Genomic DNA, 22,175 nt, shown 5'->3' on the forward strand with positions numbered 1-22,175 from the left:
CCCCCCTTACTTCTTTTTCTTCTTGTACATGGCCAGCATGCGCTGGGTCACGGTGAAGCCGCCGAAGATATTGATCGACGCGAGAATGATGGCGACAAAGCCCAAAATCTTGGCGAGGCTCATGCCTTCCGGTCCGACGGCGACAATGGCGCCGACGATGATCACGCTCGAAATCGCGTTGGTGACCGCCATGAGCGGCGTATGCAGGGCGGGGGTCACACTCCACACCACATAATATCCGACGAAAATCGCCAGAACGAACAGGGAGAGCTGAGAGATGAAGGGGCTGACGCCGATTGCGGTTTCCATGGGTTAGGCTCCTTGCGCCAGCGCCGGATGGATGATCTGTCCATCCCGGGTCAGCGCTGTACCCTTGATGATCTCATCGTCCCAATTGAGTTTGAGCTCTTTGCTGTCCTTGTCCGTGAAGGCGGTCAGGAAGTTCAGCAGGTTTTTCGCATAAAGCGCGCTCGCATCGGTGGCGAGGCGGCTCGGGAAGTTTGCGTGGCCGATGATTTTGACGCCATCGACTTCATAAACTTCACCGGGGCGGGTCAATTCGCAGTTGCCACCCTGTTCGGCGGCCAGATCGACGATGAGCGAGCCCGGCTTCATGGAACGCACCATGTCGGCGGTGATCAATGTGGGCGCCCTGCGGCCGGGGATCAGCGCCGTACAGATGGCGATATCCTGCTTCTTCAGGGTCTCGGCAATGAAGGCTGCCTGTTTTTGTTTGAAGTCGTCGCTCATTTCCTTGGCGTAGCCGCCCGAGGTTTCAGCTGTTTTAAGCTCGTCATGATCGACAACAACGAATTTTGCGCCAAGGCTTTCGACCTGTTCCTTGGCGGCCAGACGCACGTCGGTGGCCGACACGATGGCACCAAGACGACGAGCGGTGGCGATGGCCTGCAACCCGGCGACGCCTGCGCCCATGACCATGACGCGGGCCGGGGCAATGGTGCCTGCGGCGGTCATCATCATCGGAAAGGCGCGGTCGAATTCATAAGCAGCCTCGATCACAGCAAGGTAGCCGGCGAGGTTCGATTGCGAACTCAAGACATCCATGGACTGCGCCCGCGTGATGCGCGGCATGAATTCCATGGCGAAGGCGGTTACGCCCTGGGCGGCATAGGCAGCCACAGCGTCTTTCGACTGATAGGGATTGAGAATGGCGGCGAGAACAGCGCCTTTCTTCATCAGTGCAAGCTCATCCACAGACCCTTCACCAGCAATCAAGGGACGCTGCACCTTGAGGACGATATCGCCTGCGGCATAGAGATCCTTCGCATCAGCGATGATCTCGGCGCCGGCATCGGCATAGGTCTGGTCGGGATAACGGCTTTTGTCACCAGCGCCTTTTTCGATGGCGACATCGAAACCAAGCGCTTTGAATTTTTTCACGGTGTCGGGTGTGGCGGCAACGCGCGTCTCATTGGCGCGGCGTTCCGCCGGGATCACGATTTTCATGACGACTGCCCCTTCTGGTTATGTATCGCCCTGATGGGTTTTGCTTGGGGGTTCGACTGCGCCATCCATATTCCAGCCCGTTCAGGTTATGTCGTCACACCTCTTCGGGAAAAGATGGGTCCGGACTGGCGCATCTTACTTCCTGCGCGCTTTAAATCAGCGTAATGGCCATAATGACCAGAATCGCGGCAACGCTAATCGATACGATCGTAAGCAGCTTTACAAAGCCTGCATAAGTGTGGCGATGAGCTGGCATATCCATGCTGCCGTGGTTCGTCATGATTGATCCTTTCCCTGCTTTTTTGGTTCTGAGTCTGCGCTAAGCTAAAACGTTTGTTCTACTCGGGCAAGCGGCCAGTTGTCCGGACTTATTCCCGATTTTTAACCAGACTTCGTCTGACTGTGACGGTCTAGCTGTTCTCTTCAAGCTCGTCAATAAAGCTTGCAAGCGTTGCAAGGCCGCGCCGCCAGAACGCAGGGTCTGCGGCGTCGAGTCCGAACGGGGCCAGAAGCTCCTTATGTCCCTTCGATCCACCGGCGGCGAGCAGTTCCATATATTTGGCGGCAAAGCCTTCAGGTTCGGCTTCATAGGTCGCATAGAGCGAATTCACCAGGCAATCGCCAAAGGCATAGGCATAGACGTAAAAGGGCGAATGAATGAAATGCGAGATGTAGCACCAGTAAACGTCATAACCGTCATTGAGACGGATGGCGTCGCCGAGGCTTTCGCTCTGCACCTCAAGCCAGATCTTGCCGATATCCTCCGCCGTCAGCTCCCCGTTCGCGCGGGCGGCATGGATCTTTTGCTCAAAGGTATAAAAGGCGATCTGCCGCACCACGGTGTTGAGCATGTCCTGAACCTTGGACATCAACAGATGGCGGCGCTTGGCGCGGTCGGTGGTGGCGGCCAGCATGGCCTTGAAGGTGAGCATCTCGCCAAAGACCGAAGCGGTCTCGGCCAGGGTAAGCGGCGTGTCCGATAGAAACAGCCCCTGATCGGCAGCCAGCACCTGATGCACGCCATGGCCAAGCTCATGGGCAAGGGTCATGACATCCCGCGTCTTGCCCATGTAATTCAGCAGCAGATAAGGATGCACGGCCGGCACCGTCGGATGGGCAAAGGCCCCGGTGGCTTTGCCGGGGCGGGGCGGCACATCGATCCATGGCTTGTCGAAGAATCTTTGGCCGACGTCGGCGAGTTCCGGTGAAAAGGCGCGATAGGCATCAAGCACGATGACTTTGGCCTCATCCCAGGAAATCGCGCTGTCTTCGCCGGTTTCAAGCGGCGCATTGCGGTCCCAATGGTCAAGCTTGTCCTTGCCCATCCATTTGGCCTTCAGCCGGTAAAAGCGGTGGGACAGCGACGGATAAGCCTCGCGCACCGCAGCGACCAGCGCTGCCACCACCTCAGGCTCGACCTGATTGGCGAGATGACGGGAGGCTTCGGGGCTCGGGAACTTGCGCCAGCGGTCCTCGATCTCCTTATCCTTGGCCAGCGTGTTGGTGACCAGGGTAAAAAGCCGGATATTGTCGCGGAAGGTGGCGCTGAGCGCTTCGGCCGCCGCCTTGCGCCGGGCCTCCTCCGGCGCGAACAGGCGATCGAGCGCCTCTTCCATGGTCAGAGTCTCACTGGTCCCGCTCGCTGGATCGGGGATCGTGAAGCTCAGCGTGGCCAGGGTCTCGTCATAAAGCCGGACCCAGGATGACGCCCCAGTCACCTGCTTGTCATGAAGGATTCCCTCAAGCTCCGCTGCCAGCTGATGGGGCTTGTATTTCCGCACCTCCAAAAGCCACGGGCCATAATGGGCAAGCGCCGCCGACTGGGCCAGAGCGGCCTCAAAAGCGCCGTCCTCCAGATTATTCAGCTCCAGGCTGAAGAAAATCAGTACCCGGGAGATGTCGGAGATTTTCTCCTGCACCGACTGGGCAAAGCGGCCAATGTCCGCATCCAGAAGATCACCCGCCCGCAGCAACCCGGCATAGCTCAAAAGCCGCCCGAAACGTTCCTGAATGCGTTCGAATGTGGCCACCGCCGCCGCCAGTTCATCACCGGACAGGGTCGCAAGCTTGCCGGCATAACGGGCGGCGAAGTCCTGAGCTTCTGTCTCGGAGGTGGCGAGGTCGGCCGCAAGCTCAGGCGAATCCGGGCCGGGATAAAGGTCCGAAAGATCCCAGGTCGGCAGGCTTGGAGCGGTGGCGGTCATGGTCTCATCCTTGGCGAGAGGTCGTTCAGATTTCAATCAGTCTAATCGGCAGCGTCACCAAGGGGCAAGGCCGCGCGTCAGACGGCATAAGACGGTGCCAGTTATTTGCTGTTAATCGGACTTGGCTGTGCGTTTGTCTCAAAATATTACAAATGACGGCGTTACTTAAACGCTTATTAACGGTCTGTCTCGTATTGATACATCAGCGCAGCCTCCGGGATCAGTCTCTCCTGGCATCATGAGGACCACGGCATGACCAAAGTGATTCTGATTGTTGATGACGAGGAACTGCAACGCAAAATCTATGCAGCGGCCATGCGGGCCGAAGGCTATGAAGTGCGTGTGGCGTCGTCCGGCGGCGATGCGCTCGGGCAGTTGCGGGCGGCAGACGGCGGGGACATTGATCTTGTGCTGCTTGACCTTGTGATGCCCGGCATGACCGGCCTCGAAGTCTTGCGCGATATCCGTCCCCAGAACCCAAGCCTGCCGGTGATTGTGCTGACGGCGGAGAATTCGGTCGAAACGGTGGTGCATGTGATGCGTGCCGGGGCCACGGATTTTCTCACCAAACCGGCGTCGCCGGACAAATTGCGGCGGGCGGTGGAAAGCGCGCTTAAGGTCAATGTGCTGACCGGCGAAATCACACGCAACAAGCGCGGTTATAAGGGGCCGATGACTTTCGAATCCCTGATCGGCCGCAGCCCGGCCATGCGGCAGGCTATCGAGCTTGCCTGCAAAGGGGCGGCCTCCAACATTCCAATCTTGATCGAAGGCGAAAGCGGCGTCGGCAAGGAAATCTTCGCCCGCGCCATTCAGGGCGTGAGCGACCGGGCTGACAAATCCTTCGTTACCGTGAACTGCGGGGCGATCCCGGAAAATCTCGTGGAAAGCATTCTGTTCGGCCATGAAAAAGGCGCCTTCACCGGCGCCACCGAACGCCATGACGGCAAATTTGTCGAAGCCACGGGCGGCACCTTGTTTCTCGATGAGATCGGGGAACTGCCAATGGATATTCAGGTCAAGCTGCTGCGCGCCATTCAGGAAGGCGAGGTCGACTCGGTCGGTGGCCGCAAGGCGATCAAAGTCGATATCCGGCTGATTTCCGCCACCAACAAGACCCTGATCGAACGTGTGAAGGACGGCATGTTCCGGGAGGATCTGCTCTATCGCCTGAATGTGTTCCCGATCCGGCTGCCGTCGCTGCGGGAGCGGCGCGACGATATTCCGCTACTGGTGCAGCATTTCTGCCGCAATCTTTCCGAAGGGGAAGGCCGCCCGGAGCGTCCTCTGACCGACCGCGCCATGGATTTGTTGTATCACTATGACTGGCCGGGCAACGTACGGCAGCTTGAAAACGCGGTGTTCCGCGCCGTCATTCTGGCCGATGGCGATGCCCTAGATGTGGAAGATTTCCCGCAGATCCTGAACGCGGCTCATGGCGGCGGACCGGGCCGGGTCCCTCCGCTCACCGGCTATCCGCGCGCGCTGCCGACGGGGCAGTCAGTCCCGGCGGGGCTCGGGAAGGACATTGCGATTTATGATGCGGACGGCCATCTGCGCACGCTTGCGGAGGTGGAACGCGACCTCATCCAGCTGGCGCTTGAGAAATATAATGGCCATATGTCAGAAATCGCCCGCCGCCTTGGCATTGGGCGTTCAACCCTCTATCGCAAGACCGAGGAACTCGGCCTCGCGACGATCGCCCCGGCTGACAGTAAGCGTAAAGCTTAGCCGCGTTCCATGCCGAGGGCATGAGCATAGACGTCGAGAAGGGCGTCCATCTCCTTCCGCGCATCGTCTTCCATTTTGCGCAGACGGATCAGCTGACGCATGATCTTGACGTCGAAGCCGTGGGCTTTTGATTCGGCGAAGACGTCTTTGATGTCGTCGGCCAGTGCCTTCTTTTCTTCTTCAAGCCGCTCGATGCGTTCGATGAAGTTCCGAAGCGCTTCTCCCGCGATACCACCAACATCCGTCATGCCACAGTCTCCAACAAGTCACTCATCCAAGGGGCGGCACAATAACCGTCCCCGGTAGTCATGGCAACGGGTCTCGGTCAGGCCTTGTTCTTGGCCACGCTGTCCTGCATGCGGGCGAGCTGCTCCGGGGTGGCTTCGGCCTGATGCTGCGCCCGCCATTCGTCATAGGGCATGCCATAGATGACTTCGCGAGCCTCGTCCTTGCTCAGCGGAATGTTATGGGCGTCAGCCGCGTCCTTCAGCCAGTCGGCCAGGCAATTGCGGCAAAATCCGCCTTCGCCCATGAGGTCGATGTTCTGCACGTCGGTGCGTTTGCGGAGATGCATGACCAGCCGTTCAAAGGCGGCGGCTTCAAGATGCATCATGGTGTGACGGTCGATCATGGCAGGGCTCCTTAAAGGGGATTAATAATGGCTGCGGTGACCAAGTGCCGGGTCGCCGGCGATTTCGCTGATCACCTCGGCGATGATGGCGGCCCAGTGGGCGATGCCGTCGTCGGTACTGATCTGGTCCTGGCGAATTTCAAGGGTCGCCTGCGGCAGGCCATGGGCCGAGCCATGGCGGTCCATGGTGTAAAAAAGATGCTGGCCCGAATAGGGTTCGTTGTCACCCGTCATGTGGCCGCGCTTGCGCAGGCCCCTGATCATGGCTTGCGCAAGCCGCGGGTCGCGGTTCCACAACAGTCCGGCGACCCAGGGGCGGCGGATGCCGTTCATGACCGGCGTAAAGCTATGGACACCGATCACCAGCGGCACGGCCTTGGTCAGGGTCATGGCCTTGATCTGGGCCTCCACCACGGCATGAAAAGGATGATAGAACCGGTCGATGCGGTCACGTCGCGCCGCAAGGCTTAAGTCGCGGTTGCCGGGAATGTCGGTGCCGTCGCTGTTGGCCGGAATCAGGCTGTCCGACGTCAGCTCGCGGTTGACGTCGATCACCAGCCGCGAAGTTCTCGCCAGCACCGCCGGGGCGTCAAAATGCGCGGACAACAGCCGGGTGAGGGCGGCAGCACCTATGTCCCAGCCGATATGGCGATCAAGCTCGCCATCACTCAGCCCGAGATTGCCGAGATCCGGCGGAACATGCCGGCTCGCATGATCGCAGATGAGCAGGAGGGGGTAGGACCCGGCGGGGTTCAACAGTTCGGTTGTGTCATTGTTTGTCATGATCGGGTGGGATAACGTGTCTCGCACTGATTTGACCTATTCGTGAAATCGAACAGTCTCTTAAAGATAGTCCAATCCGGAAAGCCATAGTCCATGCGCCGTCAGCGGAATACCCGTATCATTGCCACCTTAGGTCCCTCAAGCAATTCGATCGCGATGATTCGCGCATTGCATGAGGCGGGGGCGGATGTCTTCCGGCTCAACATGAGCCATGGCTCCCATGACGACGTGGCCCATCTCTATCATGCGATTCGCGAGGTGGAAAGCAGTGCCCGCTGGCCCATCGGCATTATGGCTGATTTGCAGGGTCCGAAGCTGCGCATCGGCACCTTTGCCAAGGGTTCGGTGATGCTGGCCGATGGGGCTGTGTTCCGGCTCGATCTCGACAGCAAGGCGGGGGATGAAATCCGCGTCAATCTGCCCCACCCCGAGATTTTCAGCGTGCTTGAGCCCGGCACCAGCCTGTTGCTCGATGACGGCAAGCTCAGGCTGAAGGTCGTGCGCTGCGGCGTCGATTTCGCCGAGACCGAGGTCATGGTCGGCGGCAAGCTGTCGAATCGGAAGGGCGTCAATGTGCCCCATGCCGTGCTGCCCGTGGCGGCGCTGACTGAGAAAGACCGCCGCGACCTTACCTTCGTGCTTGATCTCGGGGTCGACTGGGTGGCGCTGTCCTTCGTGCAGCGGCCGGAGGATGTGCGGGAAGCGCGCGACATCATCAATGGCCGGGCTGGGATCATCGCCAAGATTGAAAAACCGGCGGCGCTTGCCTGCCTTGATGAAATTCTCGATCTCTCCGACGGCGTCATGGTGGCGCGCGGCGATCTTGGGGTTGAACTGCCGCTTGAAGAGGTGCCCGGAATCCAGAAGCGCATCGTGCGCAAGGCCCGCACCCTCGGCAAGCCGGTGGTGGTGGCGACACAGATGCTTGAATCCATGATCGAAGCTCCGGTGCCGACCCGGGCCGAGGTGTCGGACGTGGCGAACGCCGTGTTCGACGGGGCGGATGCCGTCATGCTGTCGGGCGAATCGGCGGCTGGAGCCCATCCGGTGGAGGCGGTTTCGGTCATGAGCCGGGTCGCAAGCCGGGTCGAGGCGGACCCCATGTATCTCGCCGCCTCGCAACGCGATCTCGCCATCCCCGAGCCGACCACCGCCGACGCCATCAGCGCCGCCGCCCGTCAGGTCGCGGAAACCATCAATGCGGCGGCCATCGTCACCTACACGACGTCAGGCTCCACGGCGATCCGGGTAGCCCGCGAGCGGCCGAAAAAGCCGCTTCTGGTGCTCACGCCCAATATCCTGACCGCGCGCCGCCTCGCCCTAGTCTGGGGCCTCCATTGCGTCCAGACGGAAGACGCCACCTCGTTTCAGGACATGGTTGAAAAAGCCTGCGAGGCCGGGCTCAAGACCGATATTCTGGAGATCGGCGAACGCATCGTCATCACGGCGGGCATGCCCTTTGGCACCCCAGGCAAAACCAACGTCCTGCGCATCGCCCGGGTAGCCAGCAAGCATCAGGTGCAATAATCAAAAAAGCTTGGCGAGCCCCTCGGGCCCGGTGAAGTGATGGCCGCGAAAGCCGATGGCAACGGCGGCGGCCACATTCTCAGCCCGGTCGTCAATATAAAGCGTGCGCTGAGGGGTGACGCCGAATCGGTTCACCGCCAGTTCGAAGATGCGGAGGTCCGGCTTGGTCAGGCCCTCGCGGCCGGAGACGATGACGTCGCGGAAATGGCGCATGAAGGGGAAGCTTGCGACGAAAGCGTCAAACTTCTCGGCCGGGAAATTGCTCAGCGCATAAAGCGGCATGCCTTGTGCGGCCAGGCTTTCAAGGACGTCAACCGCGCCCTCGATCTCGCCCCGGAACATTTGCGGCCAGCCCCAGTCGTAGGCGTCGATCAGAGCCGCGCAATGAGGGTGTTCGGCGGTGAGCACCGCCATGCCCTCGGCAAAGCTCATGCCGCCGTCAAGTTTGGTGTGCCAGTCGGGGCTGCAAACCTCGCTGAGAAAGGCCTCCAGGGCCCAGTCGTTGCCTTCAAAGAGATCGCGATAGACATGGCGCGGGTCCCAATCGACCAGCACGCCACCAAGATCAAAGATGACGGCGTCATAGGTGAGGGGGCTTGTCATGCTCTGTTGCCGATTCTGCCGGTTGAACCATGGATTGCCGGGTCAAGCCCGGCAATGACATGGAAACGATTTTTATACTGTCATTGCCGGGCTTGACCCGGCAATCCATGCTGCGGCTGCCGACGCTGCATAAGCCCACGAAAGGTCGCACCAAACGCAGAAACCGCGCCACAGGGGGCGCGGTTTCCAGAAGTCTCAAGACCTTGAGACCCGACAGCTATTAGCCTTGACGGGCTTTAAAGCGGCGGTTGGTCTTGTTGATGATGTAGGTGCGGCCCTTGCGACGGATCACGCGGCAATCACGATGCCGGGTCTTCAGGGTCTTCAGTGAATTCACGATTTTCATGACGCGGTTCCGCTTTTAATCCAAAGAGTTCAGGCGCCAACAACCAGTGATGCTCCGAAGGGCGCTCCCGAAAAAGTCTCGCGGAAGATAGTCAGGCGAGGGCAGGCTGTCAACTCTTCTTGGCAGTCAGGCTGTTGCTTTCTCAGCGGCGGCTTCATGCTCGGCAGCGAGCAGGCTGTCAGCGGCCATGGCGCGGGCGAATGCGGGGCGCGCGCTGACCCGGCTGAGGTAACTCATGATCTCGGGCAGCTCGGGGATGAGCTTGAAGCCGGTGGTCCAGGTGAGCGCCGTCCCCCACAACACATCAAGCGCCGTATAACGCTCGCCAAGGAAGAAAGGTCCCTTGGCCAGCTGCCCGGTTAAGGTATTCAACACAGTGTCGAAATCGCCATAGGGGCTCATGGATTTTGGCGCATCTTCCCGTTTCATGGCGCGGTCGATGAGCGCGGGCTCGAAACAGCCGGCGTAAAAGGCGAACCAGCGCAAATAGGGCCCGCGCAGTGGATCGTCGAACGCCGGAGCCAGCCCCGCCTCAGAGAACAGGTCTGCGAGATAGAGCATGATGGCTACCTGTTCGGTCACCAGTGCATCGCCATGACGTATGGCGGGCACCTTGCCCATGGGGTTGATGGCGAGATAGGCGGGCTGCCGTTGCTCCCCGGCCTTCATATTGATGGGCTCAAGGTCATAGGGCAGGCCGAGTTCCTCAAACAGGACACGGACACCGCCTGACCGGGTATGGGGCGAATGATAAAAGATGATTCTGTCGGCCTTGGTCATTGGGCGATCCTTTATCTGTCTTGCGGGGACTGTGGTTTATAGAACAAAAAAAGAACAAAAGCAAGGAAAATAACTTGTTGCGCAACGTTATCAAATTTTAACTATCTAGCCGTCACACTCGGCCCCTTGATCCTGTTGTTTAGATCTTGTGAGGCTTCTTTTGAACGAACCCTGGACCCCGCCAGCCCATCTTACGGCTCCGGAACAAGGCTTGATCGGCACCGTTATTCAGGTGACCGGCAGTGGCGTCGTGGCGGTCTGCGATCCCGAGCTCATGAACCGGCCGCTGATTGACGCCGAGGCGGCGTTCATGCCTTCGGGCCAGATCGGGTCGATCGTCAAGATCGGGGTGCAGCATGGCTATATCTTTGCGACGGTGCGCGAGGTGCGGGCAAGCGAAAATTACGAGGCGACCACCGCGGGCAGCATCTTCGACAGCCACAGGGTCTATGTGGATCTTGATTTCATGGGCCATCAGGTGTTTACGGAAGACGGCAGTCGCTTGTCGAGCTTTCGTCGCGGCGTCGCCGATTTTCCCATTCCGGGCCAGAAGGTGCTGATGGTCACCAAGCCGGAGATGGAGGAGATCTTTTCCGCCGAGGGTGCGGATCTGCTCAAGATCGGCACGGTCTACCCACATTACAAAACCTCGGCCATTCTGTTGACCGACCATTTGCTCGGCAAGCATTTCGCCGTGCTTGGCAGCACCGGCACCGGCAAGTCCTGCGCGGTGTCCCTGTTGCTGCATCGTCTGGTCGAACAGCTACCGAACGGTCACGTGCTGGTGCTTGACCCCCATGGCGAATATGGCCGCGCCTTTGCCGGAATTTCAGAAACCTTCACCACTGAAAATCTGGAGCTGCCCTATTGGCTCATGACGTTTGACGAACATGTGGAAGTGTTCGTCGGCCGCCGCAACAGCGATCGCGATCTCGAGATTGATATTCTGAAACGCTGCCTGTTGCAGGCGCGCACCAAGGACACGCGCAACCGGTCGCTGGCCCGGGTCACGGTGGATACGCCGGTGCCCTACAAGATTTCCGATCTCGTGCAGAGTATCGACAATGAGATGGGCCGTCTCGACAAGCCGGAGAAGGTCATTCCCTATCTCAGGCTCAAAACCAAGATCGAGGAATTGCGCAAGGATCAGCGCTACGGGTTCATGTTCTCGGGCCTGTTGCTGAACGATAATCTGGCGGAGATTCTGTCGCGTCTGCTACGTTTTCCGGGCAATGATCGGCCGATTTCCATCATCGATCTGTCGGGCGTGCCAAGCGATATCGTCGATGTGGTGGTCGGCGTGCTCTGTCGCGTGGTGTTCGATTTCGCGCTCTGGAGTCGGGGCCGCAATGCCCGCCCGATTTTGCTCGTATGCGAGGAAGCGCATCGCTATGTGTCGGCGAAAGACGGCATCGGCAACAGCGCCGCAAGGCTCGGGATCGAACGCATCGCCAAGGAAGGCCGCAAATACGGGGTGTCGCTCGGGCTCATTTCGCAGCGCCCGGCTGAACTGTCCGAATCGGCCCTGTCGCAATGCGGCACCATCATCGCCATGCGCATGAACAATGAACGCGATCAGGCGTTTGTTGAACATGTTCTGCCCGAAGGGGCCAAGGGATTTCTCGCGGCGTTGCCATCACTGCAGAACCGGGAAGTGTTGATCGTCGGCGAAGGCGTCAAGGCGCCGGTGCGGGCGCTTCTGGATGAATTGCCGGAAGATCAGCGGCCATCGAGCGAAAGCCCGCGGTTCAGCGATCATTGGCAGCAGGCTGCGGCGGGAACGGCACATGTGGCCGATGTCGTGACGGCCTGGCGTATGCGATCCGGTTGAAGATCTATTTTGAATGGAAGGTTTGGCGGGATAATTCCGCTCAGCTTTTAAGGTTCATTTAAGAACCCTGTGATATCCGATGTGATCATAGTGGTTCAAAGAGCAGAGTATCACGAGGGGTGTATAATATGCGCATGAGTAATGTAGAGACAGGGTTTCGCCTGGCGCGGATCTTGACGATCCGCAATTCATTATTCGCGATTGTCGGTATTCTGATTCTTGCAGTCATCGCTTATAGCTCGATGTCGGCTGTCAGAGCACTCAAGGATCGCAGGGTGGCTGAGCTGGTCGTAGCAGACAGCAAGATTTCAGAATCTTTCATCAGCGCGTCCCGCAACTGGTCATTTGCGCGCGGTATCATGAATACGGCGCTGAATTTCCCGGAACCCGGCAGCGCCGAGTTCCGCAGCCGTATCGATACCGCCCGGGCCGCGGGTGAGAAGGCCTTTCTCGACGGCATGACGAGCTTGAAGCAGCGTCCCGATTTCGCGGGAAAGGCCGAGCTTATCAAGGCAATCGAGGAGAAACACAAGGCGCTTGAGCTTCTTCGTGACGAGGTGGACAAGAATTTCGCTCTGCCTAAGGAAGAACGTCAGGGCCGTGTTGACCGCAAATATACCCGCGCGGTGACGGATCTGATTAAATCTCTGCAAAAAGCCCGCATCAGCACGGAATATGAATCGGGCAATAATGATCCGCAGATTATCGCCTATCAGCAGCTCAACCAGGCACTGGCGCTGATGATGGAAAGCGCCGATCAGGAAGCATCGGTTATCGGCGGCACCATGGCTTCGGGTGAACCGATTTCTCCTTTGATGCTTGAAGTTCTCGCAAATTATCGCGGCTCGCTTGAGACGTCCTGGGACAGTGTGCAAAACCTGACCAATTCGTCCCTGGTATCGGCCGAGATGAAGCCCGCCGTGGTCGCCGTGCAAAAGGAATTTTTCGGGGCTTTCCAGCAGACCCGCGAAGATGTCTATGCTGCCGCGCAGGTGCAGGAACCCTATCCGTTGACCGCACTTGAATGGATTGATCGCTCGGCCAAGGCCGGTGCCACGATCACCAAGCTGAGCCAGCTCGCGGTTGAAGAAATGCAGACGATCGCCGATCAGCATTCTTCGGAGGCCACACGCGCGGTGATGTTCGAATCGATTATGCTGATGTTGGCGGTGGCCATCGGTGCGGCCTCATTCTGGCTGGTGGCCGGACGCATCATTCGTCCGCTGCGTCGCCTTGGCGATGTGATGAGCGAACTTGCTGCGGGCAATCTTCAGGTTGAAGTGGCCGGCACCGATCGTGAAGATGAAATCGGCGGTATGGCGGCTGCGGTTGAAGTGTTCAAGAACAACGCCATCGAGCGTCAGCGTCTTGAAGCCGAGCATAAGCACACCGAAGAAGCCGCACGTCGGGCCAAGGAAGAGGAAGCCGAGCGTCATCGCGTTCAGGAAGAAGAACAGCGCCGTCGCGAGCAGGATCGTGAGGAGCAGGATCGTCTGAAACGCCGCGAGGAAATGCTCGGCCTTGCCGATCGTTTTGAACAGTCGGTGATGCAGCTTGTGGGGTCGCTCTCGGCCTCTGCCGATCAGATGGAAAAAGCGGCGCAGGGCATGTCGTCGGTCGCTGATGAAACCAGCCGTCAGTCGTCGGTGGTTGCGAAAGCGTCGGAACAGGCCAGCTCCAACATCCAGATGGTGGCGAGTGCAGCCGAAGAACTGTCAGCGTCCGTCAAGGAAATCTCCAATCAGGTTGGCCAGTCCACAAGCTTCGCCCGCAATGCGGTGTCGGAGACGAGCCGGGCAACCGACGAGATCCAGGGACTGGTCGCCGCCGCGAACAAGATTGGCGACGTCGTCAATCTGATCAGCGACATCGCGAGCCAGACCAACCTTCTTGCCCTGAACGCCACTATCGAAGCCGCGCGTGCAGGTGAAGCCGGCAAGGGCTTCGCCGTGGTCGCCTCCGAGGTTAAAAATCTGGCCAGCCAGACCGCGACCGCGACCGAGGAAATCACTGCGCAGGTAAGTGGCATGCAGGTCGCGACCGAAGCCGCCGTCAATGCCATTCGTGTCATTGCCGACGTCATCAAGCGCATCGATGAAACAGCGGTGACCATCGCGGCGGCGGTTGAGCAGCAGGATAGCTCAACCCATGAAATCGCCCGCAATGTGGCCGAAGTGTCCTCGGGCACGCAGGAAGTGACCTCGAACATCGTCACCGTGAATGACGGCGCCGAAAGCACTGGCCGCGCGGCCAACGAAGTGCTGACCTCGGCCCGTGAGGTGGCGCAACAGACCGACAGCCTGCGGGCCCAGGTGGATTCTTTCCTGGCCCAGATCCGCGCTGCATAACAGCACTGTCATATTCAGAAAATGGCGCTCCTACCGGGGGCGCCATTTGCGTTTTCAGACCTTCGGAACATGGAGCACGAAACAGGGGATATAGGTGTCATACCAATCCGCCCTGTTCATAAAACCATCTTCGTCGATTGGATCGCTTGTGCGCCCTTCCAGCCGCACCCAGTAATGTGCGGAAATATCGAAATCATAGCCGGACCGACTTGATGTCGTAACATAATAGGCAATGCATTCATTTTCGCAGAGATAACGGGTTTTGGTTCCGATAATAATCTCATATGCACTGTCGATGGGTTTGTCATGATAGCGAGCCCAGATATCATGCCAGGGCGGATTTCCATGCTGGCTTGTGATTTCTCCACCCGCGCGACGATTGAGGGTGATGGTTTCGTCGGTCACGGCTTTCTTCAGTGCCTTGTCGAAAGCTTCGGTTGTTTGATTTTCTTTGATGACATTCCGTAATGTGGTTTGGGCCTTTTGGCAGGCTTTCACAACGGTGTCAGCGTCCTTTTCGGTAAATTTTTTGCTCTGAAGTGCGCTCTCAAGGTTCTTGAGCGTCTCGTCGATCAGAATGAGAAGACTGCTTTTGGCTTCAGACAATGCTGAGTCTTTCTCGTCCTCGAGCAGGCTTGTGATCTGTTTTTGGAGATCCTGGCAATCGAGGCGCATGAATTTGAGAAAATCTTCCAATCCGCTCTGTGCCGGTTCGTTACTTAGCACGGGCTTGATCTTGTCAAAAACTTCCTGCTTGCCGGTCTTAATCGGGGTTGATTTCTTGGATTTATTCTCGCCCTTCTTTGGCCGAGACGTTTGCTTCTTATTGGTGTGCGGGGCTTTATAACTTGCGAGAAGTTCTTCCATATTGGCTCTGGCGATTTTAGCCTGGAGAGCAAGTTTTTCTGATTCTGCTTTTATGTCCAAGTCGATCAGATCGAAGACTAGATCATATTCTTTCTCATCCGTTGCGGCGCGGAATTCCGTCAGAATTTTATTCTGCTCTTCTGCGAATTTCGGCGTCGGCTGTTTGGCGCGGATGTCGCTGTGGATATGTCGCAATAGCATCGCGAAGTAGGCATTATATTTTTCTCTGGCATCCAGCATCAATTGGTTGACGTAAGGTATGAAATCCTCAAGTCCCATATCGGGCATGGCTATGAGGGCCGAGCCGTAGGCTGTAGCTGCGGGCCACCATTGGAGATTGACTTTGGCTTTGTCGAGATGGTTTAGGTGCTTGTCATAATTGCCTGATTTCTCTGCAAGCAAGGTCATGATCTTGCCGAGTTTTGGCAACATGTCGGTGGGTAGCATGTCGATGACATCATCCTGCAAGTGCTTGATCAGCTCGGGAGGGAGTTTCTCCCTGTTGCTGTCGATGATCTTGTCGCAGAGTGCCCAACGCATCGCAAAGATGTTGCACAGGACTAAATTTTCTTTGTTCCTTCCCGCACGCGCGTCGCACAATAAATGGCATATTTCAACGCGGGTCTGTGTTTCGAGAGAGTCTGTGGGGAAACGAAACGTTGTGTATTGGAAAGTGCCGATAAAGGATTCCGCACAATTTCGCTGTATTAACGCTGTGTCTGAAGACTGATTTTCTTCCTTGTCACTGTAGAAAAGCAGCTTGCAAGTGATGTCGGGGACCAGCTCATCACGGTAGTCGTCGTCTTTTTTTGGCAATAGCAAGGCCCGCTGATAGGCATGACCGGTGAGGTCCACATCTTCATCGTTCACATATGGGATAAACTTAAGAAATGTCGCTTTATAGTTGAAGCCTTTGCTTCCGCCGAGTTGGAAGATTTTGTCGGCGTGTCTGCCTATCTGTTTGTATCGGGCTGAGCCTTTGGGTGGGTTTATTGGTGGCGTTCGCAGTTCAATGAACGATATCGCAAGGGCGGCACCATTTTTCTCATCAATCTCTTTTTCAAGCTTGAGATACATATCGAGGCATCCGCGTGTGATTATTCCTGCGGACCAGACGCATGCGGATGCCTGTTTGTGATATTCCTCAGCTTTCGAGGGTGAGGACGATCTTGCCGATATGGGCACCTTCATCAAGACGGCGGTGGGCGTTGATCACGTCTTTAAGCGGAAATGTTGAATCGATTACCGGGCGGCATTTTCCGGCTTCGAACAGCGGCCAGACATGCTCGCGCAGGGCGGCGGCGATGGCGCCTTTGAAGGCGATCTCGCGGTTGCGCAGGGTAGAGCCGGTGATGGTCAGGCGCTTCAGCATGACCGGCAGCAGATTGATTGCGACTTTTGGTCCTTGCAAAAAGGCGATCTGTACCAGCCGGCCGTCGTTCCCGAGCGACTTCAGATTGCGATCGGTATAATCACCGCCGACCATATCCAGAATGACATCCACGCCCTTGCCATGGGTCGCGGTCTTGACGGCTTCGACGAAATCCTGATTGCGATAATTGATGGCGAGGTCAGCTCCGAGCTTGAGACAGGCGGCGCATTTCTCGTCTGAGCCCGCAGTGGTGAGAACATATGCCCCAAGCGCTTTTGCCAGCGTGATGGCGGTGGTGCCGATACCCGATGTGCCGCCATGGACCAGAAGGGTTTCTCCGGCGCGAAGCCTGGCGCGGTCGAACAGGTTGGACCAGACGGTGAAAAAGGTCTCCGGAATGGCGGCGGCCTCGACCATGGAAAAGCCCGCAGGCACCGGCAACACCTGGGCCGCCGGGGCGAGGCAATATTCGGCATAGCCACCACCTGCCACAAGCGCGCAGACCTGGTCGCCAAGGGCGATGTCGCTGACACTGTCCCCCAGGGCAACAATGACGCCCGCAATCTCCAGTCCGAGCGTATCGGGTGCGCCGGGCGGCGGTGGATAGTGACCTTCACGTTGCACCACGTCCGGGCGGTTGAGGCCCGCAGCGGCCACGCGGATCAGCACTTCGCCGGGGCCAGGGCTGGGCACGGCGAGGGATTGCGGACAAAGCACCTCGGGCCCGCCGAATTCGCGGGCTGTGATGGCGGTCATATGGCTCGGTAGGGGATGGGACATGTGCTTCACTCCGTCTTGTTCCACCGCTATCATGGCTTGGATGACCGCAGGGTCAAGCATCCTTGAACAAGAGGGAGGACGATGATGGCATTGGAAGATGAAGAAGACCGGCGGGTGCGCTCGCCCGCTTTGCTGGATCTGACGCGGGAAGATCTCGATCGCCTGTCGCGGGAGGAGCTTATGTTCAGAATAACCCTGCTCGAAGCGGAACAGGACCGGACCCGGACGGCGCTCGCAGCCAAATCGAGTTTGCGCGGAGTGGCCGAGGAGCTGTTCAAGCGATAAGCCCTGCATCCCTCTCCTGAATGCTCAGGTCATATTGAGACGGCATCCGTGGCGGTGCCGTCGCCATGCGTCTGCGTTGAAGTTCCGGGTTTCATCAGCGTACAACTTTGAATTGTCGGCAGGCTAATTTAAATCAACATATTGAAAATTAAAGATAAAGACTGTGATTCCAGTTTTGGGACATGTTGGGCAGGACCTGTCAGTTCACTTGACGGGACCCTGTAGCTAACTGTTCAGTGTCTGGACAATATATTGAATTTGCTGATAAAAATAATATGGCATGAAAATTGCTTTGTAGCTGGCAACTTAGATTTCAGTATTCAGGAGATACTCATGGCAATTCTACGTAAAGTTGTAGAGGCTTGCGTCGGCGTCACGATGGGCCTTATGGCGGCTCAGGCTTCAGCTGGTGTGGTGACGATCAATTTCACCGGCAATGGTGGTTTGAAGTCGGGCAACAACATGGTGTTCACAAGTGGCGGCGTCAGCGTCACCGTGACGGCGGGTGCGCTCGCGCTCAATGGCGAGACCAACATCACCTCGCGCATCGGTCAGTATTCCGAAGGTCTCGGCAATTCGACCAACTACAGCTACACGACGACCGAGAAGGTTTGCCCGTCCGGCAAGTCGAGCTGCAAGGACAAGGATAAGGTCAACAAGACGGTCATCAAGAATGTCACAGACAATGATCATGCGGTCGATAATGTCATGGAGGACGGCCATGGCGTGCGTGAATTCCTCAAGCTCGATTTCGCGGGCTTGAATGTGCAAATTCTCAACATCGATTTCGGCTATCACGACAAGAATGACGCCGCGACCGTGAATATCAATAACAACAGCACGACGATTTACGGCGGCAAGGCTGATCCGATCACCAATTTCTCGTCTTATTCGGCCACCAATCTTTATTGGATCCTGGCCGGTATGAACAGTGGCGGCGGCAGCAGCGACTGGAAACTGAAGAGCATCACCTTCAGCTTTGAAGATCCGAACTCGGGTCCGAACCCGCAGGAAGATGTACCGGCCCCGGCTGCGCTCTCGCTCCTCGGGCTTGGTCTTACCGGCCTCGGTTTCGTGCGTCGCCGTCGCGGCTAAGGCAGGCTCACGATCCGAAACACGAAAACGGCGGCCCACGGGAGCCGCCGTTTTCTATTCGGTTATTGAAATTTACGCAGCCTGGCTCGGCAGGGTTTCCGCCTGGTGCACGGGGGTAATTTCAATTTTGCGCGGTTTCATATGTTCAGGAACTTCGCGCTTGAGATTGATGTTGAGAAGGCCGTTTTCAAAACTTGCGTTCACCACCTTGATGGTGTCGGCAAGACGGAAGCGGCGTTCAAAGGCGCGGCGGGCAATGCCGCGATAGAGATAATTCCGGTCTTTGTCCTCGGCCTCGGTCTTGGCCTTGCCGGAGATGATCAAAACACCGTCCTGCAGAGTGATATCGAGTTCATCGGGGCTGAAGCCAGCCGCCGCCATACTCACATGGTAAGTGTCGTCGCTCACCTTTTCGATATTGTAAGGCGGGTAGGTCGTATCACTGCTGTCGCCGCGCAAGGCGGTTTCGAACAGACGGTTGATTTCGTCAAAACCAACGGTGGACCGAAGCAACGGGGACAAGTCAAAACTACGCATGGTTCAATCCTTCAAGTAAGCGATCCAAACCTCGCACGATCGGCGCATGATTGGCCGGCCTGCGATCCCGGACCCTCTCGGAGGCATCCGGTGTTTATGAGATAAGATGCCATCTTACGCTTTCAAGGGCCGTTTTATCGGGACGATTTGTTAACTTCATTCTGCTAGGCTTGCGGGATGACACAGTCTCTCCCCCATACGGGCCATCCGGACGCTCCCTTTCTGGAGCGGGCTTTTGGTGAGGCCATGATCCTGGTGCAGCAGACGGCCTGTTATCTTGAGCATGATGGGGTGGCGGACCGGGACAGGCTGGCCGAGTCGGGCCGCACGGTCTTTACCGGAGAAGCGCTGCGCGTGACGACGCGTCTGATGCAGGCGGTGGCCTGGCTTCTGGTGCATCGGGCGGTGGCCCAGGGTGAAATGACCGCTGATGAGGGGCTGTCGCCCGGGCGCAGGCTGGGCGGGCGGGAAATCTGCCTGGGTCCGGCCATGTCCGGGGCTGAAGCCTTGCCAGATCGCCTGCGCGAGCTGCTCGGGGCCAGCCGCCAGATCTATGAGCGTGTCGCCCGTCTTGAAGACCGCCTGATGGACGGCATAGGGCAGGACAACCCCGTACATGATCTGTTACGGCGGTTGGATTCCTAGGAAAATTCTCAATCCGGCCATAAAAAAAGGCGTCACCCGAGGATGACGCCTTTTTTTGAAATTGGACAAACTTACTTTTTGAGGCCGAAGCTCGCAAAGCGCTTGTTGAACTGGGCAACACGGCCGTCGGCGCTCAGAATGCGCTGCCCGCCGCCAGTCCAGGCCGGATGAACCATGGAATCGATTTCCAGGTTCATGGTGTCGCCATCCTTGCCCCAAGTCGACCGTGACTTGTAAGCCGTCCCGTCCGTCATCACCACGGTGATGGGATGGTAGTCGGGGTGAATATTTTGCTTCATAGCTCGTCTCCAGCCAATGCGAGGCCCTCATATACCGAAGCCGCAGGCAAAGCGCAAGTCTTGTGCGCGAGGCAAAAGCGGATTCTTCGCTGTTTCTTTATCCGTTGCCGGGCTATTCGGGTTGAGGCATGGGCTTGGCCTTGATATACCTCGCCACACGTTATTCTCCCCCTTATTTTCTCACGAGGCGGAAAGGTTGCCAATGGCAAGAAGACGAGCTGAAATCGGGGCTGTGGTCCAGACGGAACCAGTGGACCGCAATCTGGGGCGGCTCAAGTTCCTGTGGCCGTTTATTGCGCCGCACAAGCTCGTGATGGCCGGGGCTCTGGTGTCGCTGGTTTTTGCCGCCGGAGCCATGCTCGGGATCGGTCAGGCCATCCGGCGCATTGTTGATCAAGGCTTTCTGTCCTCGAACGGCGAATTTATCGATATTTACTTTCTGGCCCTCCTTGGCATCGTGACGTTGCTGGCCTTTGCCACCTTCGGACGGTTTTATCTGGTGTCCTGGCTTGGCGAACGGGTGGTGGCGGATATCCGCACCGCCGTTTACGGCCATGTGATCAAACTGAGCCCGGAATTCTTCGAAACCGCCAAGACCGGCGAAATCACCTCGCGGCTGACCACCGACACTGCGCTGATTGAAACCGTGGTTGGGTCCTCGGCCTCGATCGCGCTCCGCAATGTGCTGATGCTGATCGGCGGGCTGGTGTTCCTGGTCGTCACCAGCCCGACGCTGACGGCTTATGTGTTGCTGGGTGTCCCGCTTGTTGTGGTGCCGATCGTGTTATTCGGTCGCAAGGTGCGGGTGTTGTCGCGGCTCAGCCAGGATCGCGTGGCGGCGGTGGGGGCGGCAGCCAGTGAAAAGCTTGCGGCCATTCAGACCGTGCAGGCCTTCGCGCAGGAGGAGACCGAACGCAAGGTCTTCGCCCGTATCGCCGAGGATGCCTTCAACACCGCGCGGGAACGCATCCGGGCCCGGGCCTGGCTGACGGCACTGGTGATTCTGTTCGTGTTCGGGGCCATCGATTTCGTGTTGTGGAAGGGCGCCACCAATGTCATCGCGGGTAAGACCTCGGGCGGTGAGCTTGCGGCCTTTGTGTTCTATGCGATCATCGTTGCCGGCGCAGTCGGGGCCTTGAGCGAGGTCTACGGCGAACTTCAACGCGCGGCTGGTGCCGCGGCCCGCATTGCCGAGCTTCTGGCCACGGAATCGCCAATCAAGACACCGGCGGCACCGAAGTCGTTGCCGGCTCCCTCCGTAGGCGCCATCGCCATCGAGAATGTGACCTTCCATTACCCGAGTCGTCCGGATGGCGCGGCGCTCAGGGATTTCAGCCTGACGGTGAAGCCGGGCGAGACGGTGGCGCTGGTTGGGCCTTCGGGCGCAGGCAAGTCAACGGTGTTCCAGTTGTTGCTGCGGTTTTATGATCCGCAAAGCGGGCGCGTCCTGGTCGATGGCCTGGCCTTGCCTGATCTTGATCCCATCGCGCTCCGGCGTCAGATTGCCATCGTGCCGCAGGATACGGTGACCTTCGGGGCTTCGGCCTTCGATAACATCCGTTACGGCCGCCCTGAGGCGAGCGAAGACGAGGTTTGGGCCGCAGCCCGTGCGGCCGCGGCGGAGGATTTCATCCATGCCCTTCCCGAAGGCGGCAACAGCTTCCTTGGGGAGCGCGGAACCCGGTTGTCGGGCGGTCAGCGCCAGCGCATTGCCATTGCCCGCGCCATCCTGAAGGATTCCCCGATTCTTCTGCTGGACGAGGCCACGAGTGCGCTTGACGCTGAAAATGAAGGCCTTGTGCAGGGGGCGCTTGAACATCTGATGGAGGGCCGGACGACGCTTGTGATTGCCCATCGTCTCGCGACCGTCCTCAAGGCCGATCGCATCATTGTGATGGATGAAGGTCAGGTGGTGGCCGAAGGTACTCACGATCAATTGAGTCGCGCGGGCGGCCTTTATGCCCGTCTGGCCGAACGGCAATTCGGAGCCGTCACGGCGCTATGATGGCCTAAAACGTCATTGCGAGGCGCAGCCGAAGCAATC

General features: G+C 58.1%; 22 protein-coding genes. 8 read left to right on the plus strand and 14 right to left on the minus strand.

Translation table 11 applies throughout. From position 1 onward, the window contains the following. Positions 1-6: 6 nt before the first annotated feature. The 4 genes from NYP16_RS12950 to NYP16_RS12965 all read right to left on the minus strand — a co-directional run bounded on the left by NYP16_RS12950 (position 7) and on the right by NYP16_RS12965 (position 3,671). Positions 7-309, minus strand: a complete 303-nt coding sequence (locus NYP16_RS12950; RefSeq protein ID WP_274944577.1) for a proton-translocating transhydrogenase family protein — start codon at positions 307-309, stop codon at positions 7-9. A gap of 3 nt (positions 310-312) precedes the next feature. Further along, positions 313-1,467, minus strand: a complete 1,155-nt coding sequence (locus NYP16_RS12955) for a Re/Si-specific NAD(P)(+) transhydrogenase subunit alpha (RefSeq protein WP_274944578.1) — start codon at positions 1,465-1,467, stop codon at positions 313-315. Positions 1,468-1,618: 151 nt separating this feature from the next. Further along, positions 1,619-1,747 (minus strand): aa3-type cytochrome c oxidase subunit IV, encoded by a 129-nt coding sequence (locus NYP16_RS12960; protein WP_274944579.1) that lies wholly within the window; start codon positions 1,745-1,747, stop codon positions 1,619-1,621. Positions 1,748-1,877: 130 nt separating this feature from the next. Continuing rightward, a complete protein-coding gene (locus tag NYP16_RS12965; RefSeq protein ID WP_274944580.1) occupies positions 1,878-3,671 on the minus strand; it encodes a M3 family oligoendopeptidase in 1,794 nt (597 codons plus the stop codon). A gap of 252 nt (positions 3,672-3,923) precedes the next feature. Between NYP16_RS12965 and NYP16_RS12970 the strand changes: the two genes are divergently transcribed. Continuing rightward, complete coding sequence (locus NYP16_RS12970) at positions 3,924-5,402, plus strand: sigma-54-dependent transcriptional regulator (RefSeq protein WP_274944581.1); 1,479 nt, start codon at positions 3,924-3,926, stop codon at positions 5,400-5,402. Here the strand turns inward: NYP16_RS12970 and NYP16_RS12975 are convergent. From NYP16_RS12975 to NYP16_RS12985, 3 genes are all read right to left on the minus strand, one after another. Continuing rightward, positions 5,399-5,650 carry a DUF2312 domain-containing protein gene (locus NYP16_RS12975; protein WP_274944582.1) on the minus strand — a complete coding sequence of 84 codons (252 nt, stop codon included), beginning with the start codon at positions 5,648-5,650 and terminating at the stop codon, positions 5,399-5,401. The two genes, NYP16_RS12970 and NYP16_RS12975, sit on opposite strands and share 4 nt — an antisense overlap. Before the next feature lie 77 nt (positions 5,651-5,727). Beyond that, positions 5,728-6,033 (minus strand): DUF1244 domain-containing protein, encoded by a 306-nt coding sequence (locus tag NYP16_RS12980; protein ID WP_274944583.1) that lies wholly within the window; start codon positions 6,031-6,033, stop codon positions 5,728-5,730. Between the two features lie 21 nt (positions 6,034-6,054). After that, on the minus strand, positions 6,055-6,816 hold the full coding sequence (locus tag NYP16_RS12985) for an N-formylglutamate amidohydrolase (RefSeq protein ID WP_274944584.1): 762 nt from the start codon (positions 6,814-6,816) through the stop codon (positions 6,055-6,057). Positions 6,817-6,909: 93 nt separating this feature from the next. On the opposite strand from NYP16_RS12985, the gene pyk reads away from it, so the two are divergent. Further along, positions 6,910-8,343, plus strand: a complete 1,434-nt coding sequence (pyk, locus tag NYP16_RS12990) for a pyruvate kinase (protein ID WP_274944585.1) — start codon at positions 6,910-6,912, stop codon at positions 8,341-8,343. On the opposite strand, the gene NYP16_RS12995 is transcribed toward pyk, so the two are convergent. From NYP16_RS12995 to NYP16_RS13005, 3 genes are all read right to left on the minus strand, one after another. Further along, the gene (locus tag NYP16_RS12995; protein ID WP_274944586.1) at positions 8,344-8,946 is read right to left on the minus strand and encodes an HAD family hydrolase; all 603 of its coding nucleotides are present in this window, start codon (positions 8,944-8,946) and stop codon (positions 8,344-8,346) included. Positions 8,947-9,166: 220 nt separating this feature from the next. Further along, entirely contained in the window at positions 9,167-9,292 is a 126-nt protein-coding gene (gene ykgO, locus NYP16_RS13000; protein WP_274944587.1) for a type B 50S ribosomal protein L36, read from the minus strand. Between the two features lie 126 nt (positions 9,293-9,418). Then, positions 9,419-10,072, minus strand: coding sequence for a glutathione S-transferase family protein (locus tag NYP16_RS13005; RefSeq protein WP_274944588.1), 654 nt, complete (start codon positions 10,070-10,072; stop codon positions 9,419-9,421). Between the two features lie 160 nt (positions 10,073-10,232). Here NYP16_RS13005 and NYP16_RS13010 point away from each other — a divergent pair, with 160 nt between their 5' ends. Together NYP16_RS13010 and NYP16_RS13015 are read left to right on the plus strand one after the other, a co-directional pair. Then, entirely contained in the window at positions 10,233-11,903 is a 1,671-nt protein-coding gene (locus tag NYP16_RS13010) for an ATP-binding protein (protein WP_274944589.1), read from the plus strand. A gap of 275 nt (positions 11,904-12,178) precedes the next feature. After that, positions 12,179-14,251: a methyl-accepting chemotaxis protein gene (locus NYP16_RS13015; RefSeq protein WP_274944590.1), complete on the plus strand. Its 2,073-nt coding sequence runs from the start codon at positions 12,179-12,181 to the stop codon at positions 14,249-14,251. Between the two features lie 54 nt (positions 14,252-14,305). Here the strand turns inward: NYP16_RS13015 and NYP16_RS13020 are convergent, their stop codons facing one another. After that, on the minus strand, positions 14,306-16,195 hold the full coding sequence (locus tag NYP16_RS13020) for a hypothetical protein (RefSeq protein ID WP_274944591.1): 1,890 nt from the start codon (positions 16,193-16,195) through the stop codon (positions 14,306-14,308). Positions 16,196-16,262: 67 nt separating this feature from the next. After that, positions 16,263-17,270 (minus strand): NAD(P)H-quinone oxidoreductase, encoded by a 1,008-nt coding sequence (locus NYP16_RS13025; RefSeq protein ID WP_274944592.1) that lies wholly within the window; start codon positions 17,268-17,270, stop codon positions 16,263-16,265. An 84-nt stretch (positions 17,271-17,354) separates the two neighbouring features. On the opposite strand from NYP16_RS13025, the gene NYP16_RS13030 reads away from it, so the two are divergent. Both NYP16_RS13030 and NYP16_RS13035 read left to right on the plus strand, forming a co-directional pair. Further along, positions 17,355-17,555 carry a DUF1192 family protein gene (locus tag NYP16_RS13030; RefSeq protein WP_274944593.1) on the plus strand — a complete coding sequence of 67 codons (201 nt, stop codon included), beginning with the start codon at positions 17,355-17,357 and terminating at the stop codon, positions 17,553-17,555. A gap of 333 nt (positions 17,556-17,888) precedes the next feature. Continuing rightward, positions 17,889-18,650, plus strand: a complete 762-nt coding sequence (locus NYP16_RS13035) for a PEP-CTERM sorting domain-containing protein (RefSeq protein ID WP_274944594.1) — start codon at positions 17,889-17,891, stop codon at positions 18,648-18,650. A 72-nt stretch (positions 18,651-18,722) separates the two neighbouring features. Here NYP16_RS13035 and NYP16_RS13040 read toward each other — a convergent pair whose 3' ends face one another. After that, a complete protein-coding gene (locus NYP16_RS13040) occupies positions 18,723-19,187 on the minus strand; it encodes an Hsp20 family protein (RefSeq protein ID WP_274944595.1) in 465 nt (154 codons plus the stop codon). Between the two features lie 177 nt (positions 19,188-19,364). On the opposite strand from NYP16_RS13040, the gene NYP16_RS13045 reads away from it, so the two are divergent. Then, positions 19,365-19,832, plus strand: coding sequence for a DUF1465 family protein (locus NYP16_RS13045; RefSeq protein WP_274944596.1), 468 nt, complete (start codon positions 19,365-19,367; stop codon positions 19,830-19,832). A 71-nt stretch (positions 19,833-19,903) separates the two neighbouring features. On the opposite strand, the gene rpmE is transcribed toward NYP16_RS13045, so the two are convergent. Next, positions 19,904-20,131, minus strand: coding sequence for a 50S ribosomal protein L31 (gene rpmE, locus NYP16_RS13050; RefSeq protein ID WP_274944597.1), 228 nt, complete (start codon positions 20,129-20,131; stop codon positions 19,904-19,906). 202 nt (positions 20,132-20,333) lie between these two features. Between rpmE and NYP16_RS13055 the strand changes: the two genes are divergently transcribed. Next, positions 20,334-22,136, plus strand: coding sequence for an ABC transporter transmembrane domain-containing protein (locus NYP16_RS13055; protein WP_274944598.1), 1,803 nt, complete (start codon positions 20,334-20,336; stop codon positions 22,134-22,136). Positions 22,137-22,175: the final 39 nt, after the last annotated feature.

The organism is Govania unica (genome assembly GCF_027920805.1).
Classification (GTDB): Bacteria; Pseudomonadota; Alphaproteobacteria; order Sphingomonadales; family Govanellaceae; genus Govanella; species Govanella unica.

Bases quoted from the DNA above. Each gene is read 5' to 3' on its own strand.
- NYP16_RS12950 (WP_274944577.1), bottom strand. From the start codon at position 309: ATGGAAACCGCAATCGGCGTCAGCCCCTTCATCTCTCAGCTCTCCCTG.
- NYP16_RS12955 (WP_274944578.1), bottom strand. From the start codon at position 1,467: ATGAAAATCGTGATCCCGGCGGAACGCCGCGCCAATGAGACGCGCGTT.
- NYP16_RS12960 (WP_274944579.1), bottom strand. From the start codon at position 1,747: ATGACGAACCACGGCAGCATGGATATGCCAGCTCATCGCCACACTTAT.
- NYP16_RS12965 (WP_274944580.1), bottom strand. From the start codon at position 3,671: ATGACCGCCACCGCTCCAAGCCTGCCGACCTGGGATCTTTCGGACCTT.
- NYP16_RS12970 (WP_274944581.1), top strand. From the start codon at position 3,924: ATGACCAAAGTGATTCTGATTGTTGATGACGAGGAACTGCAACGCAAA.
- NYP16_RS12975 (WP_274944582.1), bottom strand. From the start codon at position 5,650: ATGACGGATGTTGGTGGTATCGCGGGAGAAGCGCTTCGGAACTTCATC.
- NYP16_RS12980 (WP_274944583.1), bottom strand. From the start codon at position 6,033: ATGATCGACCGTCACACCATGATGCATCTTGAAGCCGCCGCCTTTGAA.
- NYP16_RS12985 (WP_274944584.1), bottom strand. From the start codon at position 6,816: ATGACAAACAATGACACAACCGAACTGTTGAACCCCGCCGGGTCCTAC.
- pyk (WP_274944585.1), top strand. From the start codon at position 6,910: ATGCGCCGTCAGCGGAATACCCGTATCATTGCCACCTTAGGTCCCTCA.
- NYP16_RS12995 (WP_274944586.1), bottom strand. From the start codon at position 8,946: ATGACAAGCCCCCTCACCTATGACGCCGTCATCTTTGATCTTGGTGGC.
- ykgO (WP_274944587.1), bottom strand. From the start codon at position 9,292: ATGAAAATCGTGAATTCACTGAAGACCCTGAAGACCCGGCATCGTGAT.
- NYP16_RS13005 (WP_274944588.1), bottom strand. From the start codon at position 10,072: ATGACCAAGGCCGACAGAATCATCTTTTATCATTCGCCCCATACCCGG.
- NYP16_RS13020 (WP_274944591.1), bottom strand. From the start codon at position 16,195: ATGTATCTCAAGCTTGAAAAAGAGATTGATGAGAAAAATGGTGCCGCC.
- NYP16_RS13025 (WP_274944592.1), bottom strand. From the start codon at position 17,270: ATGTCCCATCCCCTACCGAGCCATATGACCGCCATCACAGCCCGCGAA.
- NYP16_RS13030 (WP_274944593.1), top strand. From the start codon at position 17,355: ATGGCATTGGAAGATGAAGAAGACCGGCGGGTGCGCTCGCCCGCTTTG.
- NYP16_RS13035 (WP_274944594.1), top strand. From the start codon at position 17,889: ATGGCAATTCTACGTAAAGTTGTAGAGGCTTGCGTCGGCGTCACGATG.
- NYP16_RS13040 (WP_274944595.1), bottom strand. From the start codon at position 19,187: ATGCGTAGTTTTGACTTGTCCCCGTTGCTTCGGTCCACCGTTGGTTTT.
- NYP16_RS13045 (WP_274944596.1), top strand. From the start codon at position 19,365: ATGACACAGTCTCTCCCCCATACGGGCCATCCGGACGCTCCCTTTCTG.
- rpmE (WP_274944597.1), bottom strand. From the start codon at position 20,131: ATGAAGCAAAATATTCACCCCGACTACCATCCCATCACCGTGGTGATG.
- NYP16_RS13055 (WP_274944598.1), top strand. From the start codon at position 20,334: ATGGCAAGAAGACGAGCTGAAATCGGGGCTGTGGTCCAGACGGAACCA.